At 73.4% G+C, this 16,955-nt stretch carries 17 protein-coding genes; 8 read left to right on the top strand and 9 right to left on the bottom strand.

The genetic code is table 11. From position 1 onward, the window contains the following. Positions 1-14 precede the first annotated feature (14 nt). Together CBP52_RS18755 and CBP52_RS18595 are read right to left on the bottom strand one after the other, a co-directional pair. A complete protein-coding gene (locus CBP52_RS18755; RefSeq protein WP_094181292.1) occupies positions 15-1,178 on the bottom strand; it encodes a GNAT family N-acetyltransferase in 1,164 nt (387 codons plus the stop codon). 683 nt (positions 1,179-1,861) lie between these two features. Then, the gene (locus CBP52_RS18595; RefSeq protein WP_304441720.1) at positions 1,862-3,766 is read right to left on the bottom strand and encodes a glycoside hydrolase family 11 protein; all 1,905 of its coding nucleotides are present in this window, start codon (positions 3,764-3,766) and stop codon (positions 1,862-1,864) included. 472 nt (positions 3,767-4,238) lie between these two features. Here CBP52_RS18595 and CBP52_RS12865 point away from each other — a divergent pair, with 472 nt between their 5' ends. After that, complete coding sequence (locus tag CBP52_RS12865; protein WP_198303456.1) at positions 4,239-4,664, top strand: NUDIX domain-containing protein; 426 nt, start codon at positions 4,239-4,241, stop codon at positions 4,662-4,664. 561 nt (positions 4,665-5,225) lie between these two features. Next, entirely contained in the window at positions 5,226-6,602 is a 1,377-nt protein-coding gene (locus CBP52_RS12860) for a Tat pathway signal sequence domain protein (RefSeq protein WP_232514481.1), read from the top strand. Positions 6,603-6,660: 58 nt separating this feature from the next. Here CBP52_RS12860 and CBP52_RS12855 read toward each other — a convergent pair whose 3' ends face one another. Further along, on the bottom strand, positions 6,661-7,326 hold the full coding sequence (locus CBP52_RS12855) for a DUF6518 family protein (protein WP_157732619.1): 666 nt from the start codon (positions 7,324-7,326) through the stop codon (positions 6,661-6,663). Between the two features lie 162 nt (positions 7,327-7,488). Here CBP52_RS12855 and CBP52_RS12850 point away from each other — a divergent pair, with 162 nt between their 5' ends. Continuing rightward, positions 7,489-8,325 carry an alpha/beta fold hydrolase gene (locus CBP52_RS12850; protein WP_232514480.1) on the top strand — a complete coding sequence of 279 codons (837 nt, stop codon included), beginning with the start codon at positions 7,489-7,491 and terminating at the stop codon, positions 8,323-8,325. 39 nt (positions 8,326-8,364) lie between these two features. Here CBP52_RS12850 and CBP52_RS12845 read toward each other — a convergent pair whose 3' ends face one another. After that, on the bottom strand, positions 8,365-9,537 hold the full coding sequence (locus CBP52_RS12845) for a hypothetical protein (RefSeq protein ID WP_157732618.1): 1,173 nt from the start codon (positions 9,535-9,537) through the stop codon (positions 8,365-8,367). 278 nt (positions 9,538-9,815) lie between these two features. Between CBP52_RS12845 and CBP52_RS17625 the strand changes: the two genes are divergently transcribed. Next, positions 9,816-9,965, top strand: coding sequence for a hypothetical protein (locus CBP52_RS17625; RefSeq protein WP_157732617.1), 150 nt, complete (start codon positions 9,816-9,818; stop codon positions 9,963-9,965). A 98-nt stretch (positions 9,966-10,063) separates the two neighbouring features. On the opposite strand, the gene CBP52_RS12840 is transcribed toward CBP52_RS17625, so the two are convergent. Both CBP52_RS12840 and CBP52_RS12835 read right to left on the bottom strand, forming a co-directional pair. After that, positions 10,064-10,258: a hypothetical protein gene (locus tag CBP52_RS12840; RefSeq protein ID WP_094181287.1), complete on the bottom strand. Its 195-nt coding sequence runs from the start codon at positions 10,256-10,258 to the stop codon at positions 10,064-10,066. A gap of 163 nt (positions 10,259-10,421) precedes the next feature. Continuing rightward, positions 10,422-10,631, bottom strand: coding sequence for a hypothetical protein (locus tag CBP52_RS12835; RefSeq protein ID WP_094181286.1), 210 nt, complete (start codon positions 10,629-10,631; stop codon positions 10,422-10,424). A 176-nt stretch (positions 10,632-10,807) separates the two neighbouring features. On the opposite strand from CBP52_RS12835, the gene CBP52_RS12830 reads away from it, so the two are divergent. From CBP52_RS12830 to CBP52_RS12820, 3 genes are read left to right on the top strand one after another with little or no spacing between them, the layout of a single operon-like run. Next, a complete protein-coding gene (locus CBP52_RS12830) occupies positions 10,808-11,443 on the top strand; it encodes a DUF6318 family protein (protein WP_157732616.1) in 636 nt (211 codons plus the stop codon). Positions 11,444-11,475: 32 nt separating this feature from the next. Continuing rightward, a complete protein-coding gene (locus tag CBP52_RS12825; protein WP_157732615.1) occupies positions 11,476-12,255 on the top strand; it encodes a hypothetical protein in 780 nt (259 codons plus the stop codon). A 41-nt stretch (positions 12,256-12,296) separates the two neighbouring features. Further along, positions 12,297-12,803 (top strand): ATP-binding protein, encoded by a 507-nt coding sequence (locus tag CBP52_RS12820; protein ID WP_232514479.1) that lies wholly within the window; start codon positions 12,297-12,299, stop codon positions 12,801-12,803. Between the two features lie 62 nt (positions 12,804-12,865). Here CBP52_RS12820 and CBP52_RS12815 read toward each other — a convergent pair whose 3' ends face one another. Continuing rightward, positions 12,866-13,201, bottom strand: coding sequence for a type II toxin-antitoxin system PemK/MazF family toxin (locus CBP52_RS12815; protein WP_094181282.1), 336 nt, complete (start codon positions 13,199-13,201; stop codon positions 12,866-12,868). Then, positions 13,198-13,437 (bottom strand): hypothetical protein, encoded by a 240-nt coding sequence (locus CBP52_RS12810; RefSeq protein WP_198303455.1) that lies wholly within the window; start codon positions 13,435-13,437, stop codon positions 13,198-13,200. The genes CBP52_RS12815 and CBP52_RS12810 overlap by 4 nt, the downstream gene beginning before the upstream one ends. A gap of 18 nt (positions 13,438-13,455) precedes the next feature. Here CBP52_RS12810 and CBP52_RS17620 point away from each other — a divergent pair, with 18 nt between their 5' ends. Beyond that, the gene (locus CBP52_RS17620) at positions 13,456-13,593 is read left to right on the top strand and encodes a hypothetical protein (protein WP_157732614.1); all 138 of its coding nucleotides are present in this window, start codon (positions 13,456-13,458) and stop codon (positions 13,591-13,593) included. 51 nt (positions 13,594-13,644) lie between these two features. Here the strand turns inward: CBP52_RS17620 and CBP52_RS12805 are convergent, their stop codons facing one another. Next, positions 13,645-16,938: a DEAD/DEAH box helicase gene (locus tag CBP52_RS12805; RefSeq protein ID WP_157732613.1), complete on the bottom strand. Its 3,294-nt coding sequence runs from the start codon at positions 16,936-16,938 to the stop codon at positions 13,645-13,647. Positions 16,939-16,955: the final 17 nt, after the last annotated feature.

The following is a 16,955-nucleotide window of genomic DNA, read 5'->3' as shown; positions in this document are numbered from 1 at the left end:
ACGGCGCCCGCGGGTCAGGGCGCGCGGCGCTCGAGCAGGACCACGTCGCGCCACCGTCCCGCGTGCGGGCCGTGCGTCATGAGCCCGACGCGCTCGCGCGAGCCGATCACCCGGAACCCCGCCGCGGCGTGCAGCGCGAGGCTCCCGGCGTTCTCCGGGAAGACGCCCGACTGCACGGTCCACACCTCGCCCGCCTCGGCCGACTCCAGGAACGCCCGCATCAGCGCGGTACCGACGCCCCGCCCGCGGGCCTCCTGCGCCACGTAGAGCGAGAGCTCGACGACCCCGCGGTACACCGCTCGCGTCGACGTCGGCGTCGCGGCCGCCCAGCCGAGCACGCGGTCGTCGGCGACGGCGACGAGCCGGTGCGCGGGCAGCCACTTCGCGTCGAGCTCGGGCCACGTGGGCGTGCGTGACTCGAACGTCGCGTCGCCGGTCGCGATCCCCTCGCCGTAGATCCGCACCACGTCGTCCCCGTGCTCACCGGTCATCCCGACGACCCGGACCCCCTCCGCACGGCCGCCGCGAGCGGCGGACGCCGGGGCGGCCGCGGGGTCGGTGGGGGTGGTGAGCCAGGTCAGGACCGGGTCCGTCAGGATCGCGGCCAGGCGCTCGTAGCCCGCCGAGCGGGGGTGGAAGCCGTCGCCCGCGCGCACGGCCGCGCGCCACACCTCGTCGCGCTCCGTCGCGGTCAGGCAGCCGACGAACGGCACGCCCAGCGCCGCGGCCTCGTCGGACAACGCCCGCTCGCGCTCGTGCAGCCGCGCGACGTGCGCGTCGTCGTCCACCGCCGGCGGCCCGACGACGAGCAGCGCGGCACCCGGCACCGCGGACCTGACCTCGTCGTGCAGACGCCGCAGCGCGGCCCGCGTCTCGGCGGGCGTGGTGCGCGGGCGGCCGTCCTCGAGGACGGTGTCGTTGACCCCCACGGCGACGACGACGCGCGCGTCCTGCGCCGGTCGCAGCCGGGGCCCGCACTCGGCGGCGGCGCGACGAGCGACGTCGACGCTCGTGTCGCGGCGGATGCCCAGGTTGTACGCGGTGAGCTCGACGCCGAGCTCGTCGGCCCGTCCCGCCGCGGCGACCACGCGCCCGACCCACCCGAGCCCTGTCTCGTCGCCGACCCCGGCGACGTACGAGTCCCCGACGAAGCACACCCGCAGATCCCGCCGCTCCACCCGGCCACCCTAAAGGCCCCCACCCCACACCCGACCGCCCCACCCCGCGCCCGACTCCCCGCCCCGACCTGCCCCGCTCGACCCCGTCATTCCTCCGGCTCTGCCACGCCGAAGCCGGAGCAACCGCGGGGTCGGCCCGACGATGCCGCGCGACCCCGTTGTTGCTCCGGGTATCGGGAGCCGAAGCCGGAGCAACCGCGGGGTCGGCGGGTGGATGTCGCGCGGGAGCTGGGGTGACCGCGGTCGACCGGTCGATGCGCGCGACCCCGTCATTGCTCCGGCTATGGCGGGCTGAAGCCGGAGCAACCGCGGGGTCGGCCCGACGATGCGCGCGAGACCGTTGTTGCTCCGGGTGTGGCGGGCCATAGCCGGAGCAATCGCGGGGTCGGCGGGTCGGTGTCGCGGGGGGGGGGGGGGGGGGGGGGGGACGGTGGCCCGGCGGCCTCGTGGTTGCTCCGGTTGAAGGGGCGGTGGACCGGAGCAACCGCGGGGTCGTCGGGAGAGCAGGGCCGGGAGGGGAGGCCGGCGTCGCCGGGAAGGAGGCCGGCGGCGGCGGGAACGGGTCCGGCCGGTGTCGGCGAACGGGGCCGGCGGGAACGGGACGGGGTCAGACGAGTGGGAGGGCGGGGACGTCCGCGTGTCCCCGCCCTCCCGTGCCCTACCCGAGGGCCGACCCCGTCAGGTCAGCCCGCCGTGCAGGACGCCGTGGGCGTCGTGCTGCTGCCGTTCTTGTAGAGCGTGATGCCGAAGCTGTTCCCGGCACCGTTCGGACGTGCGGTCAGCGTGCCGCTGCTGCCGCTCACGCTCGCGTTCCACGAGTTCTGCAGGCTCTGCGAGCCGTTGAGCCGGATCGTCGTGACCCAGGAGTTCGTCCCGCTCACCGTGAAGGTCACGTTGAAGCGGTCGCTCCAGTCCTCGGCCTTGGTCACCGACACCGTGCAGGAGCCGGTGCTCCCACCGCCGGTGTTGCCACCGGTGTCCCCGCCGCCGGTGTTGCCACCCGTGTTGCCGCCCGTCGCGGGAGCCACGGCGCGGCCGGTGCTCGGCGAGATCGTGCCGGTGCACAGGTTGCGCGACTTGAGGTCCTGCAGGATGCCCGGCAGGGCCTGGACCGTCGCGGCCGGCCAGTCGTGCATGAGGATGATCTGGCCGTTGGTGAGACGGCCGGCGGCGCTGCGGATGGTCGACGACGACGCGTTGTTCCAGTCGGTCGAGTCGACGTCCCAGATGATCTCCCGCAGGCCGAGCTGCGACTCGATCTGCTTGAGCGTGCTGTTCGACTCGCCGTACGGCGGGCGGAACAGCTGCGGCGTGACACCCGCGGTCTGCTGGATGACCTGCTGCGACCGCGAGAGCTGCGACTGGATCTCCGACGCGCTCATGTTGATCAGGTGCGGGTGGTCCCACGAGTGGTTGCCGATGGTGAACCCGGCGTTCTTGTAGGCCTGCATGAGCGACGCGTTGTTCTGCGCGTTCTGGCCGGTCGGGAAGACGACCGCGGTGGCACCGTTGCCCGTGAGGGTGTTGATGATCTGGTTGGTGGTGCTCGAGGTGGGGCCGTCGTCGAACGTCAGGGCGACGTACCCGGCCGAGCAGTTCCAGCCGTTGTTCGTCCCGCCGCCGGTGTTTCCACCGGTGTTGCCGCCACCGGTGTTGCCACCGCCCGTGTTCCCGCCGGTCGAGCCGGTGGCGGTGCAGCTGGCGGACGGGATGTTCGTGTTCCCGCCGGAGTAGTACGTGACCCCGAAGGTGTTGTTGCCGCTCGAGGTGAACGTGTTGCCGTTGCGCGTCGCGTTCCAGGAGTTCTGGATGGACTGGCCGGAGCCGGGGTTGACGGTGACGGACCAGCTGGACGCGCCGGACACGGTGTAGTTCACGTTGAACCGGTCGCTCCACGAATCGGAGCGGGTGGCCGTGACGGTGCAGCCGTTCGACGTGCCGCCGCCGGTGTTGCCACCGCCGGTGTCACCGCCGCCGCCGGTGTTGCCGCCGCCGGAGGTGCCCTCGGACACCGTCACGTTCGACGAGCCGGACGACTGGTAGCCCTCGGTCGCGAGGATCTGGTAGTCGTGCGTGCCCAGGTTCATGCCCTTCGACGCCCACGCGTCGAAGTGGTTCCCGGCGGTGATGGTGCCGCCCGTGCGCTTCTGCTGGCGCACCGACCAGTACTGGTAGAACGTCGACGTGCCCTCGATCGACGGCTGGTTGACGCGCTGGGTGCGGTAGATGTCATAGGTGCCGCCGTCGGAGTTGACGGTCCCCATGAACGTGCCGGTGGGCCGGTACGTCCCCCAGTTGTCGACGATGTAGTACTCGACCAGCGGGCCGCGCGTCCACCCGTAGAGGGTCAGGTACGCGTTGCCCGACGGATTGAACTGACCGGAGTAGCTCACGGCCCGGCGCGAGCCGGTCTGCCAGCCCTTTCCGGCGACGAAGTTGCCGGTGTTGCGCCAGGAGGTCGAGTAGTTGCCGCCGGAGCCGAGGTCCATGGAGACCGAGCCCTGCGTGTCGGTCCAGAACGAGTAGAAGTACCCGTTGTTGGTGCCGGTGGTGTTCGACGTGACCGCCGCGGAGGCGGGGGTGGCCACGGCCAGGCGGCGGCCGTGGTGACGACGGCCGCGAGGGCCACCCAGGCGCGCAGTGACCGCCGTGGCGATCGCCTACGCATCGTGAAACTTTCGGACACGGTGCACTCCTTCGTGCGGATCAGGCCAGGCGTCTCCACCCCGCACGGTGGTGGCGCCCGGGCGCGGCCGGTGTGGCCGCGCTCCGGCCTCCAGCGAGGCATCCCGAGCTCGGGACGCGTTGGAAACCGTTATCGAACGAGTGTGGGCGGGGTCGCCGCGCGCGTGAACAGGTCCGTTGCGCGGTGAAATGGTTAACGTCGTCCGAAACCGGTGCCATCTGCGGCGTCAGGGCCCACGGGTGCTCCGGCCGGTGTGCCCGTGGCCGTGAGGCACCGATACTTGCGGGCTTCGTCGGGCCGATGAGGGTGGGCGCGCGCGCTCGTCGGCCCGACGAGCAGCCGTCGTCGAGCCGCCGTGAACCTACGATGTGCCCGTGACGGACGAGGACGTGATCGAGGTCAGCGCGGTCGTCCTGCGCTCCGCGGCCGGGCACGTGCTGACCGTGCGCAAGCGCGGCACGGCGCGCTTCATGCTCCCCGGCGGCAAGCCCGAGCCGGGCGAGTCGCCGGCCCGCACGGCGGTGCGCGAGTGCGCCGAGGAGATCGGCGTCGACCTCGACCCCGCCGCGCTGCGTGAGCTCGGGGTGTTCACCGATGCCGCCGCGAACGAGGCTGACCGGCTGGTGCGCGGCACGGTCTACGTGCACCCGGCCGTGCCGGTCGTCGCCGCGGCGCGGGAGATCGCCGAGCTGCGCTGGCTCGACCCCGAGGGTGACCCGCTCCCGCCGGACCTCGCCCCCATGCTCGAGCACCAGGTGCTGCCGGCGCTGCGCCGGGACGGGCCGGACGGCCGCCCCTGATCCTCGAGCACGCGGTGGACGTCGTCCCCCGCACGCCGGACGAGGACGAAGCGCCCACGCGCTGGTCGCGCGTCTGACGCCAGGTCGTGCCTTTCTCGCCAGGTCGCGCAGATGACCGCGCGACCTGGCGAGAAACGCGCGACTCGCGGGGGTGCGGGAGGGGCGGCGGGTCGGGTTTGTCCTGGTCTTTTCTCGGATGACACGTGTCAGTAGGCTCGGCCGGGGCTGCATCGTCGCAGCCCGGACGCCGTCGGAGGGATCCGCGATGACGCACCACCTGGACGCACGCCGCGACGAGACCGGCCCCGCCGGCCGCAGCCCGGCCACCGGCACCCCCACATCCGCCACCGCCATCCCGGCTCCGGCCCCCGCCGCCGGCAGCTCCGCCACCGGCAGCTCCGCCACCCCTGCCATCGCCACCGCCGCCACCGGCGGCCTCGTCACCCCGGACAGGGTCGGGCCCGACGCCGGCGGCGGTGCGGTCCGCGACGCCGCTCGCCGGATGGCGGACGGGGGCTCGGCCGGCGGTCGTTCCTCGCGCTGTCCGGGGCGGCGATCGCCGTGGCCGTCGGGGCGAGCAGTGCCGCCGCAGGCGGAGCACGCCCGGGCCCCGGTGTCCCGCCGCACCACCTGCACCCCCGGCCGCACCCCCACCCGCACCCCGGGCCGGCCAAGCCCGGCTCGTCGTCGTTGCGCTCCGCCGTGGCGTTCCTGCGGGCGGCCGCCGACGCGTACCCGGAGCTCAACACCGGCCCGCGGCTCGCGCAGTCCTACGCCGACGAGCTGGGCCTGTTCTCCACCGCGTTCGTGTACGACAACGCGTTGGCGATCCTGGCGCTGCTCGCCGACGGCTCGCGCGCGAGCCTCGCCACGGCGACGAGGCTCGGCGACGGTCTGGTCCACGCGCAGGAGCACGACCCTGCGTACGACGACGGCCGGTTGCGCCAGGGCTACAACGTGGGGCCGTACACGTTCTACGACGGCAACCCGCAGCCGTACGGGTTCGTCCTGCCGGACGGGAACGCGAACATCGGCTGGCAGTTCGGCTTCCTGGGCACGGCGGTCGGCGACATGGCGTGGCCCGGCCTGGCGCTCGCGCACCTGTACGGCGTGACGCGTGACGCGCGCTACCGGGACGCGGCCGTGCGGATCGGGGAGTGGATCACGACGAACACGTGGTCGACGAGGCCGCTGGGCGGGTTCTCGTTCGGGGTCGACGGCGGCAACAACCCGGTGCCGAACGGCTCGACCGAGCACAACGTGGACTGCGTGGCGTTCTTCACGGTCCTGCGCACCATCACCGGGGCCAAGGCGTGGACGAGGGCGGCCGAGCACGCGCGCGCGTTCGTCGAGCGGATGTGGTCCCGGGCCGACGGCTGGTTCTGGACCGGGACGAACGACGGCGTGGAGATCAACCGCTCGCCGGTCCCGCTCGACCCCGCGACGTGGAGCTGGCTCGCGCTGCGCGAGCGGCGGTACGGCGGTGCGCTGGACTGGGCGGCGCGTGCGCTGGCGGTCACCGACCGCTCGTCGGACGAGACCTCGCAGCTCCCCGACGGCCTGTCGGTCTCGGGCGTGACGTTCTCCACGGCGAGCCTCACCTCGACCGCGCAGTACAACGGCATCACGGTGCACCCGCAGGGCGTGTGGCTCGAGGGGACGGCCCAGCTCGCGACGTCGCTGCTCGACCGCGGTACGCGCCGGGACCGCCTGCGCGCGCGTGCGCTGCTCGACCAGGTCCGCCACGCGCAGGCGAGCCTGGGCGGCGGTCAGCACCTGGGCGGCGCGGAGGTCACGGGGGGTGTGGTCGCGGCGTCGTCGCTGCTCGACTCGGGCTTCGGGTTCGGGTACTTCCAGGTGCAGCACGTGGGGGCGACGTCCTGGTACGTGTTCGGTGCGACCGGCACCAACCCGATGCGGTGGGGCGGCCTGCGCTGACCCGCGGCTGCGCGCGGTCGTCGTCGGCGTGCGTCGGTGCTCGTCGTCCCCGTGGGCGTCAGCCGGCGACGCGGGGGAGGACGACGACGAGCGCGGCCGCCGCCGCGAGCGTGCCGACCGTCGCGAGGAGCACGGTCCCGCGCTCGCGCAGGCGGCGGACCGCCATGCCGACGAGCAGCGCGACCCCCGCCGCGCCGATCGTCACCCAGTACGTGACGCCCGTGGTGTCGGCGACGTGCGTCAGCCCGAACACCCCGTCCCCGACGAGGATGCCGGCGACCGCCGCGGTGCCGAGCGCCGCGGTGCGTCCGGTGGTGCGCAGCCAGGCGGCCGCGAGCCCGACGAACGGGCCGGTGACGAGCCCGACCGTGCCCCACAGGACCGGGCTGTACGCGAGCCCGCGCAGGTGCGACGCCGCGGTGTAGCCGAGCACCAGCAGCACGAAGCTCGCCGCACCCAGCGCCGCGGCGCGCCACCCGCCGGTCCGGGAGAGGACGACCAGCGCGACGGTCAGCACCGCCCACCCGCTCGCCGAGTTGGCGAACGGTGCCGCCTGCTGAGGCAGGACCCCTTGCGCCCAGGACGTGAGGCCGCCGAGCAGGACGCTCGCGGCGAGCACCACCCCGACGCGCAGCGCCTTGCCCGTCCGCAGTGTCGTCGCGGGCGTCCGGGCGGCGGTCGGTCCCGTCGTCGTCGGGCTCGTCGTCATGGCGGCCGTGTTCACGTCCGCGACGCTAACGACCGCGCGCCGCACCCGGCGTCCACCCATCGGCGGGCCGGCCGGGCGCGAGCCCCCGCCCCTGGGATGACACGGGTGCCTCGCAGGTCCACCGGTCGCCGCTCCCGGCCGCTCCTGGCCTGACGGCCGGCGGGTACGGTCGGCGGTGTGGACGTGACGGGCGTGGACGGGGCTGCGCTGACCTGGCACCGGGAGGGTGGTGCGGGCGAGCCGGCGATGGTGCTGCCCGGCGGGCCGTGCCGCGGTGTCGAGTACCTGGAGGACCTCGCGGGCCTCGCCGACGACCGCCCGCTCGTCGTGCTGCACCCGCGAGGGGCGCCGACGACGACCGCGCGCTCACGCGGGTGGTGGCAGGACGCCGACGACGTGGTGGCGCTCGCCGACCACCTGGGGCTGCCCACGGTCGACGTGGTCGCGCACTCGGCCGGGACGCGGCTCGCGCTCGCGCTGCTGGCCCGGCACCCCGCGCGCGTGCGGTCGTTGCTGCTGGTCACACCGTCCGCGTCCTGGCTCACCGGCACACCGCCCGACGGTGACGAGTTGCTCCTCGCACGCCGGGACCCGGACGCGACCGCCGCGCTGGACGCGCTGCTCGCGCCCGCGCCCACCCACCAGGCGCAGTTCCAGCGGCAGCGTGACCTGGTCGCCGCGGGTTCCTACGCGCGGTGGACCGACCGTGAGCAGCGGCACGCGGCCGTCGGAGAGCAGTCGCTCGACGCCGTGCGCGCCTGGTTGCAGGGCGTGCCCGACGACGCCGCCGCGCAGGTGCTCGCCGCACCGCACCCGCCGACGCTCGTCGTCGCCGGCGCCGACGACGCGCTGTCCGGCCGCGCGCCCGTCACCGCGTACGCCGCCGCGCTGTCCGCGGCGCTGACGTGGCTCCCGGACTGCGGCCACTACCCGTGGGTCGAGCAGCCGCAGGCGTTCCGCGCGATCGCCGCGGACTGGCTCGCCGCGGCCAACGGGACCCCTCCGGGCCGATGACACGCCCGCCCCGCGGGGCACGGCACGTCCCGCGCGAGGTCAGGCCCCGGTCGCGCGGAGCCGGGTGATCGTCGCGCGGACCTCGGCAGCCGCCACCGCAGGGTCGTCCGCGCTGGACAGGAGGCAGAACACCGCGTGCGCCGCGGCACGGCCGTCGTGCGGGGTCGCCGCGCCCCGCAGCGCCTCGATCGCCGCGACGTCGGTCGCCATCGGGATGTGCGGTGGCCGCTCGTCGTCGGTGAAAGCGACCATGGAGAACACCGTCTCGCCCTCGTCGGGCCGGTCGTCGTCGGTGTCCGGCGCGAAGATCCGCGCCGCCGACTCCCAGTTCTGCCACACCTCCGGCAGCGTGCCGCCCCGCGCGACGACCTCGAGCGCCTCGAGGACGAGCGGACGGTGCAGACCGCCCGCCTGCTCCACGAGCGTGCGTGTGGCCTGCACCGCGAGCGCACGTAGGACGGCCGGGCTCAGGTCCGTGAGCTCGTCGAGCAGTGCGCGGTCCAGGCGTGCGAGCAGGACCGTCTGGGTGCCCCACTCGCGCAGCGTCGGGCTCGGGGGAGGGTCGCCCCACGCCACATCGAGCATGAGCGACTCCCGCTCGGCGACCTCCTCGTCGGTGAGCTCCCACGCGTCGGCCAGGTCGTCGACCTCGGCTCCCCAGCCCTGCTCGCGCAGTGCCTCCAGGTCGGGAGGCGGGGTCGTCGTAGCGGCACCCGCCCAGTACGCCGCCAGCTCGCTGCCCTGCCGCACGACGACCTCCGGCGCCGCCGGTTGCGGCCACAGCTGCAGGAGGTAACGGTCCGGTGCCTCGTCGCGACCCGCGTGGTCCTGGTCGCGCCCTGCGTCCATGCCCGCCGCGCACCACCGCGCGCGGTACTCTCCCGGCGCGAGCGCGGCGAGCCACTCCGTGGCCTCGAACGCCGTGACCGCGTACTGCGCGTCGAGGAGCGTCACGGACACCTCGACGACGTCCTCCCACTCGTCGGCGACGTCCGGGCGCTCGTCGTGCCGCTCGACCCGCACCGGCACGTGGCCTGTGTGCAGCCCCGTCAGCATCCGCAGCGCGTGGGGGACCTGCGCCCCGCAGATCCCGTTGGCCTGCCCGCCGATCGACACGAAACCCGGGTCCACCAGTCGGTATGCAGACTCCGGCGCCTCGAACGCCAGGAAGCCGTAGTCCACGAACACGGCATCGTCGAACAGGACGTCCACGTCACTCCCCCACCCGCAGCGCCGGGCGCACCCGCGACCCGCGATGCGATCGTGCCAGAGCAGCGCACCCGGCCGGGGCGAGACCGGGCACAGGTGCATCGCCGCGCGTGACGACCGTTCCGGTTGCGGCCCTCGCGCACCCGGGTGAGGGTGGGTCAGCCGGTCACGTTCGACGAGGAGCGGGCCGGTGCCGGATGCCGGGCGGTCCCCCGCCGCTCGCGCCGGGACCGCGACCGACCCGCTTCACCCGCTTCGCCGGGCACCGACCAGGAGGACCGATGACCGCGACGGCAGCCACCACGCCCGCCACGACCCGTCCGCGCTCCGCCGTCGCCGACGTGCTCGCGCACCGCACGCTCGCAGTCGCCGCCGTGCTCGTCGGAGCCGGTGCAGGTGTGCTCACCGCGATCGCGACCACCGTCGGCTGACCGGCCCTTCACACCGGCGTTCCCTCCCGGCCCTCGTGCGTCGTGCCGGCGTCCGGGCCGACCCGGGGTGAGGGGGAAGGGTCGGCGCCGGACGCCCGTCAGCGCGAGGAGGTGAGCTCGCGCTGGTCGTCGGGAACGGCCCAACCCGTCGCCTCCAGCGGCGAACGGCCCGGGACCACCCGCTGCGTCATGGGCGGCATCCGCACGGCCGGCGGGGTCGCGGGCGCGATGCCGAGCATCACAGCGAGGGACCGTTCACCGGTGCCCACCGTCTGCTGCTGGATGCCGTACATCGTGCGTCCTCTCGACCGAACCGGGTGCGTGGTCGCTCCCTCTGCTTCCATGATCGGAAACCACGCGCCGATCCTGGAGCGATCCGGGCGCGATGGTCCACGACTTGGTCCACGCCCACGCCCCACGCCCGCGGACGCGCTCCCGCTCGCTGCGCGACGAGCCTCAGCGGCCGGTGCCCGAACCCTGCGCCGTGAGCTCGTCGGGCGCGGCCCACCCCGTCGCCTCGAGCGGCGAGCGGCCGGGCACCCGGCGCTGCGCCAGCGACGGCAGGTGGATCGCCGGAGGCGCCGCATGCGCCACACCCAGCGCGACCGCCAGGGACCGACCACCGGACGGCGTGCCCGCGTCGGCGAGCTCGCGGCTGCTGGACATCGGTGACTCTCCTCGGCGTTCACGGACGCCGTGTGCTGAGCGGCGTCGCTCTGCTTGTCTGATCGTCAGGAGCGTCCGCCTGGTTGAGGGATACCGGCTGCGACGCCCATGTGAGTTGTCCACAGGCGTGAGATGACCGGTGATGCGGCCTGTCCGATCTGTGTAGGTTCGGCGCCATGCGCCTCCCGAAGATCGCCGCGGCCGCCTCTGTCGTCTGTGCCGTCCTATTCCTCGCAGGCTGCGACGGCAGCACCTCGACTGTCGACCCGACGACACCAGCGCCGAGCGCCAGCGCGAGCCCCGCGCCCGAGCCAACCCCGACGCCAACGGTGACCAAGACGCCCAGCGCTGACGACTTCGACGCGACGGTGCCGCCCGAGCGGCCCCAAGCTCTCGACGGGCCGCCTTCGGAGGACACTGCCAAGGAAGTCGCGATCTACTTCATGTCGCTGTCCCCGTATGTGTTCGCCACTGGCGACTTCAAGGAATGGAATGCGCTGAGCGGCAAGTCGTGCAAGTACTGCGCGTCGACCGTCGCGCAGGTCAACGACGAGCGGGGCGCGGGAAAGCAGAGGACGGGCAACCGCCTGGAGATGCGTGACTCCCAGTCCGTGGAAATGCACCAGAAGAACAACCAGTACATCGTGGGCATCACGATGAAGGAGCACGAGGGGCAATTGCTCCGCGCTGACGGCACGGTGGAGGAAGATACAAACTACGTGCTAGATGTGCGCGTGGAACTTCTGGTGACGTGGACCGGTGCCCGATGGTCGATCGACGGCGTGGACATCAAGTGGTCCGGGAAAGCGTGAGTGCGACCGCTTCGGTCGCGCTTGCAGTCGCTGTGGCCGTTGCCGCCGTGGCCGCGGTGGCTCCTGTGGCGATGGCGGCCATCCCTGCAAAGGTCACCGTCGAAGGTGACGAAGACCGCTTGGCGGCCGGGGCGTTCCAGGCTGAGCACGATCGCCGCCTGGATGCCGCGCGCGGCATCTACGAGTATGAGCGCACGTCCCAGTGCAAGGTGCCCCGGCCCGAAGGCACTGAGTGCCCCGCGCCGATCCCGCCGATCGACCTGGTCTGTGAGGAAGGAGCACCCGTATCGCCGCTGTGGCGGCGCTTACGCAGTGACTCGGCGGACGAATGGCACCTGCGCTGGGGATGGTCCTGCCCGGAGGACCTGCAACCTCCTTTCACCGAGAACGACCTGCGCCAGCTCAAGGTCAAGGCTGTCGAGGTGCAGCATCAGCCTGTCGATGGACCGATGCTGATCACCAAGCCTGTCATCGTGTATGCCGAGCCCACGGCGCAGGAGTTCCGCGTCCGGCTGATGGACTTCTACGACGTCGACGTCGTCGTGACCCCGCGTGAGTACACGTGGGAGTTCGGCGACGGCGGAACCTTGACGACCGCCGATCCTGGACGGCCCTATCCCGCTTTCGACCTGACTCACGTGTACGAGAGCCTCGGGAAGGCTCGGATCACGCTGAGAACAGCGTGGTCCGCCAAGTACCGGGTGGACACTGACCAGCTCAGGCGATGGCGAGACGCCGAGGGCTCCGTCTTCACCGTGGACGAGGGCGAGGAGTTCGAGGTGATCGAGCTGCGGTCGACGCTCGTCGACTGAAAGGTCGTGCGGTGTCGTCGTCCGGCTTGGATCATGCGGGGATGGTCTCTGGGATGGACGGTGCCGCGCGGGTGGTGCTCGTGTGCGGGCCGGCCGGGGCGGGCAAGACGACGCATGCTCGGGCGCTCGAGCGTGAAGGGTATGAGCGGCTCTCCTTCGACGAAGAGGCGTGGCAGCGCGGGTACCGCTCGCATCCACTGCCGGACGAAGCGGCTGCCGAGGTGCATGCCGTGCTCGCCGGGCGGCTCGTCGGCCTCGTCGAAGAAGGCCGGGACGTCGTCGTCGACACGTCGTTCTGGTCACGGGCGTCGCGCGACCGGTACCGCGCGCTCGTCGCGCCGTTGGGGGTCGCGGCGGTCGTGCACTACCTCGATACGCCCCGCGAGGTGGTCCTTGGTCGGCTCTGGCACCGTTCGGGCGGCGGACCGCACGACGTCATCGTTCCGCCCGACCAGGCGGACGCGTACCTCGCGGGGTTCGAGGTGCCGACGGTCGACGAGGGCCCGCTCGTCGTCGTGAGACCCGATGCGGCAGACGGACGGGGGTGACCGCCGCGCGATCGGGTGACATCGGGCTGGCGACCGGCTCGACAGGCCAGTGACTGCGCGCGTCAGGACAAGCCGAGCAGGCGCTTCGTGATGAGCTCGATTCGGGTCATGACGACGTCATCTGCGATCCCGAAGTGGCGCCCCAACCGCTCTGGGGAGATCGCCCGCAGGTCCTCGCACTTGGCGTAGCTGGTCGCGGCGAGCCCGGAACCGCCGGGCTCGATCTCGACATGAGTGGGCGACTCTCCGGGGGTGCGGGTGATCGGGACCACCGCCACCACCGGAGGGCGCGAGTCCAGCCACGGCTGCGCTGAGAGAACCAGGACCGGGCGCGCGAGAGCCTGCTCGTCGCCTACCGGGTCGCCCAGGTCGGCGAGGTGGATCTCCCCTCGTCTCACCAGCCGTCCGTCCCGAGTGCGTCGTCAGCCGAGTCCTCGAGGTCGTCGCGGAGCGCCACCGACGCGAGCGGGTCGGCGTCAGTGCGCTGGTTGCTGATGCGAACGGCGGTCCAGAACTCCTGCTCCTCCGCCGCGTCCAACGCCTGCTCCAATGCACCCGCGAGTGTCGTGTGGCTCGCGCGAGCGCGTTGCGCCAGGCGGTCGCGCAGGTGGCGGGGCACCTTGATGGTGGTCACTGACGACATACCTCAAGCATGCCCAATCGGTGGACGAGCGAACCAGAGATTGCGGCCGAGTCACCGGAGTTCACGCTGCTCATGGGCGCGCTCGAGGACCGGGTCGCGGGCCGGTACTACTCGCCCCCGCCCGACGATGCGGCCACGGCTGAGTGATCCCCGACGACGTCGCGCGTCGGTGCGCACCAGAGCTCGGCGCCGAGAGGATCAGGACGGGGTGAGCAACGCGCGCACGTCGTCCGCGGTGATCGCCCGGGCGAAAGCCTGCTCGTCGTCCCCCAGGACGGCGTCGAAGACCGCCCGCTTGCGCGCGGCCAGTGCCATGACCTTCTCCTCGATGGTGCCGCGTGCGACGAGCCGGTTCACCATCACCTTGCGGTCCTGCCCGATCCGGTGCGTGCGGTCGATGGCCTGCTGCTCCACGGCCGGGTTCCACCACGGGTCGAGCAGGTACACGTAGTCGGCCTCGGTGAGGTTCAGACCGAACCCGCCGGCGCGCAGGCTCACGAGGAACAGCGGCGCGGAGCCCGCCCGGAAACGCTCGACGACGTCGGCGCGCCGCCGCGTCCGCCCGTCGAGGTACTCGTACGCGAGGCCCTCGGCGCGGCACCGGTCGGCCACGAGCCGCAGGTAGCCGGTGAACTGCGAGAACACCAGGGCACGGTGCCCCTCGGCGGCGACGGGCACGAGCTGGTCGACCAGCGCGTCGAGCTTGCTCGACGGCACGCTCGCGTACCGGGCGGGGTCGACGAGCGACGCGTCGAGGGCCATGCGACGCAGCGTGGTCAACGAGCGGAAGATCGCGAGACGGTTCGCGTCGAAGTCGTCGAGCAGGCCCAGCAGGCGGGATCGCTCGCGGTGCAGGTGCGTGTCGTACGTGCGGCGGTGCGCGGGTGCCAGGTCCACGAGGTGGACCTGCTCCTGGCGGTCGGGCAGGTCGGGGGCGACCTGCTCCTTGGTGCGCCGCAGCAGCACCGGACGCATCCGGCGGCGCAGGTGCGCCAGGGCGAGCGCGGCCTGCGCACGGGTCGCGTCGTCGGCGGTCGGGCGTGCCGCGGCCTCCACGGGCCGGGCCACGTCCTCGCGGAACTTCGCCGCGGACGCGAAGAGCCCCGGCGCGACGATCGCGAGCATCGCCCACAGCTCCATGACGTCGTTCTCCAGCGGGGTGCCGGTGATCGCGAGCTTGAACGGCACCCGCAGGGCCCGTGCGTGCGCGTTGGCCTTGGTCGCGTGGTTCTTCACGAACTGCGCCTCGTCGAGCACCAGCCCCGCCCAGTCCAGGGCGCGCACGTCGTCGTGCTCGATGCGGAACAGGGCGTACGACGTCACGACGACGTCCGCGCCCGCGACCGCGTCGGCCAGGGGGACACCGGACCGGCGTGCGGTCTCGCTGAGCGTGACGACGCGCAGCGTCGGTGTGAAGCGCGCGGCCTCCGCAGCCCAGTTGCCGACGACCGACGCGGGCGCGACCACGAGGAACGGCGGCGCGTCGGGCTGCCGCTCGCGCGCGTGGGCGACCAGGGCGAGCGTCTGCAGGGTCTTGCCCAGGCCCATGTCGTCGGCGAGCACCCCGCCCCGCCCGTGCTCCCAGCACATCGCCAACCAGGCGAAGCCCTCGCGCTGGTAGGGGCGCAGGTCCGCCTGCACGCTCGCCGGCACGGGCCGGTCGGTCGCCGGCCCCGGCCCGTCACGCAGCAGCCGGACGAACCCGTCGACCTTCTGCTGCCACGTCGCCGACTGCTCGACCTCGTCGGCAAGGTCCGTCAGGTCCGCCCACAGGCTGGTGCGGTAGGGGTTGAGCCGCAGGCGGCCGGGCCGGTCCTCGAGGCGCGCGGCCTCCTCGATGAGCCGCCGCAGCTCGTCGAGCGCCGGGTGGTCCAGACGCAGCCACGCGCCGTCCGCGAGCAGCAGACGGTCGTCCCCGATCGCCAGGGCGCGGAACAGGTCGGCGAACGGCACGTCGCGCCCCTCGACGCTCACGGCGACGGACAGGTCGAACCAGTCGGCGTCGGCCGAGTCCCGGACCGCGACGGTGACGCGCGGCGCGCCGTCGAGCGCGACGTACGCGGGCACGTCCCCGGCCTCCGTACGGACACCCTCGATGCCGGCCAGCAGCGGCAGCATCGTCTCGGCGACGTCGAGCGCCGACAACCCCGCGAACTCGTGCTGCGGGGTGACGCGGAACGCCCCCAGCCGCGGCAGGCCGCGCACCGCGTCCTGCACCCGGCGCACCGTGTCCGCCTCGACGTCCAGGTCCCGGACGGCGGCGTCCTGCGGAGTCGCGACGAGCGGGCGCCGCGTGCTCGCCGCGCCCAGCGCGTACTCCCAGTCCCACTGCAGCCGCACCGCGGCCGGCGACGTGAAGTCGCAGGTCACGACGAGCACGGGCCGGTCCGGCTCGGGCAGGTCCACACTCCCGTCGCTACTGGTCACGACGACCGCACGGCGCAGCCGCGGGTACTCCTCGGCCATGAGAGCGGGCACGTCGGGGGCAGGCACGACGAGGGTGGGCAGGTCGAGCAGGGCGAGCGCGTGCTCCGTCAGGGGCTCGGCCACCGGACCCAGCGTCAGCACCCGCGGCGTGCCGTCGTGCCACGTGAACAGGCCCGACGTGCCGACGGCGCCGCGCACCGGAGTCGTGACCGCCTCGCCGGCGAGCTCGAGGCGCGGACCGACGCGCACCGCGCCGCCCTCGTCCGCGACGACGTCCAGGCGCAGCGCGGCGTCGTCGACCAGGCGCACCACGTCGGCCGTCCCCGTCCCCACCAGCTCGATCCCCAGACGCGCCGCCGACACGAGGTGCGGCCACACGTACCGCGAGCACGCCCCGAGGTCGAGCCACGCGCCGGACATGTACCGGTCCTCGAGGCGCATCGCGGCCAGCTCACGGAACCATGCACGCGCGGCCGGGTCGATCGGCGTCCGCGACCAGCCGTAGGAGTACCGCATCACGTCCCACGACACGTCGGTCCCGGCCGTCCACGTGCCCCTCGCCGTGCCCCGCACCGGACGCGCCGACAACGACAAGGCACCGGGTGACCAGGGGTCCGCCGGATGCTTCGGCAGGCCGTTCACACGGAGCTGGAGCGCGAGAGCGGGGGCCTCCAGCGCGGCCGGGCTGTGCGCGGCAGGCTGTGTTAGCACGCCCAGGGCGTGCCGCCACGGAGCGACCGTGCGCCGGGCCGCACGTCCGTCGGACGGGTCGCCCGCGCTCGTCTGGAGCAACGTCGCCGCGACGTGCTTGCACGCGACCCGCACCGGGCACGAGCAGTGGCCGTGCACGACCCCGAGGCGCATGTCGAGGACGACGTAGCACCGGTAGGCATGTGACCCGCTGCCGCGGACCAGCGACGTCAGGACCCGGTCCTCCGGGTCCCAGTCGAGCGTGACGACCCGCCCCTCGCGCTGGTACCCCACGCCACGCTCGAACGACGGGGCGTCGACCGCGTCCCGGATCGCCCGCAGCGGGACGGCGGGGACGTCGGTCGCGAAGGTCACGCGACGCATGGTGCCAC

It is taken from the genome of Cellulomonas sp. PSBB021 (assembly GCF_002240455.1).
GTDB classification, from domain to species: Bacteria; Actinomycetota; Actinomycetes; order Actinomycetales; family Cellulomonadaceae; genus Cellulomonas; species Cellulomonas uda.
This window is presented reverse-complemented; position numbering and strand designations above follow the sequence as displayed.

Bases quoted from the DNA above. Each gene is read 5' to 3' on its own strand.
- CBP52_RS17625 (WP_157732617.1), top strand. From the start codon at position 9,816: ATGACCGCGACGGCAGCCACCACGCCCGCCACGACCCGTCCGCGCTCC.
- CBP52_RS17620 (WP_157732614.1), top strand. From the start codon at position 13,456: ATGCCCAATCGGTGGACGAGCGAACCAGAGATTGCGGCCGAGTCACCG.
- CBP52_RS12820 (WP_232514479.1), top strand. From the start codon at position 12,297: ATGGTCTCTGGGATGGACGGTGCCGCGCGGGTGGTGCTCGTGTGCGGG.
- CBP52_RS12840 (WP_094181287.1), bottom strand. From the start codon at position 10,258: ATGTACGGCATCCAGCAGCAGACGGTGGGCACCGGTGAACGGTCCCTC.
- CBP52_RS12830 (WP_157732616.1), top strand. From the start codon at position 10,808: ATGCGCCTCCCGAAGATCGCCGCGGCCGCCTCTGTCGTCTGTGCCGTC.
- CBP52_RS12835 (WP_094181286.1), bottom strand. From the start codon at position 10,631: ATGTCCAGCAGCCGCGAGCTCGCCGACGCGGGCACGCCGTCCGGTGGT.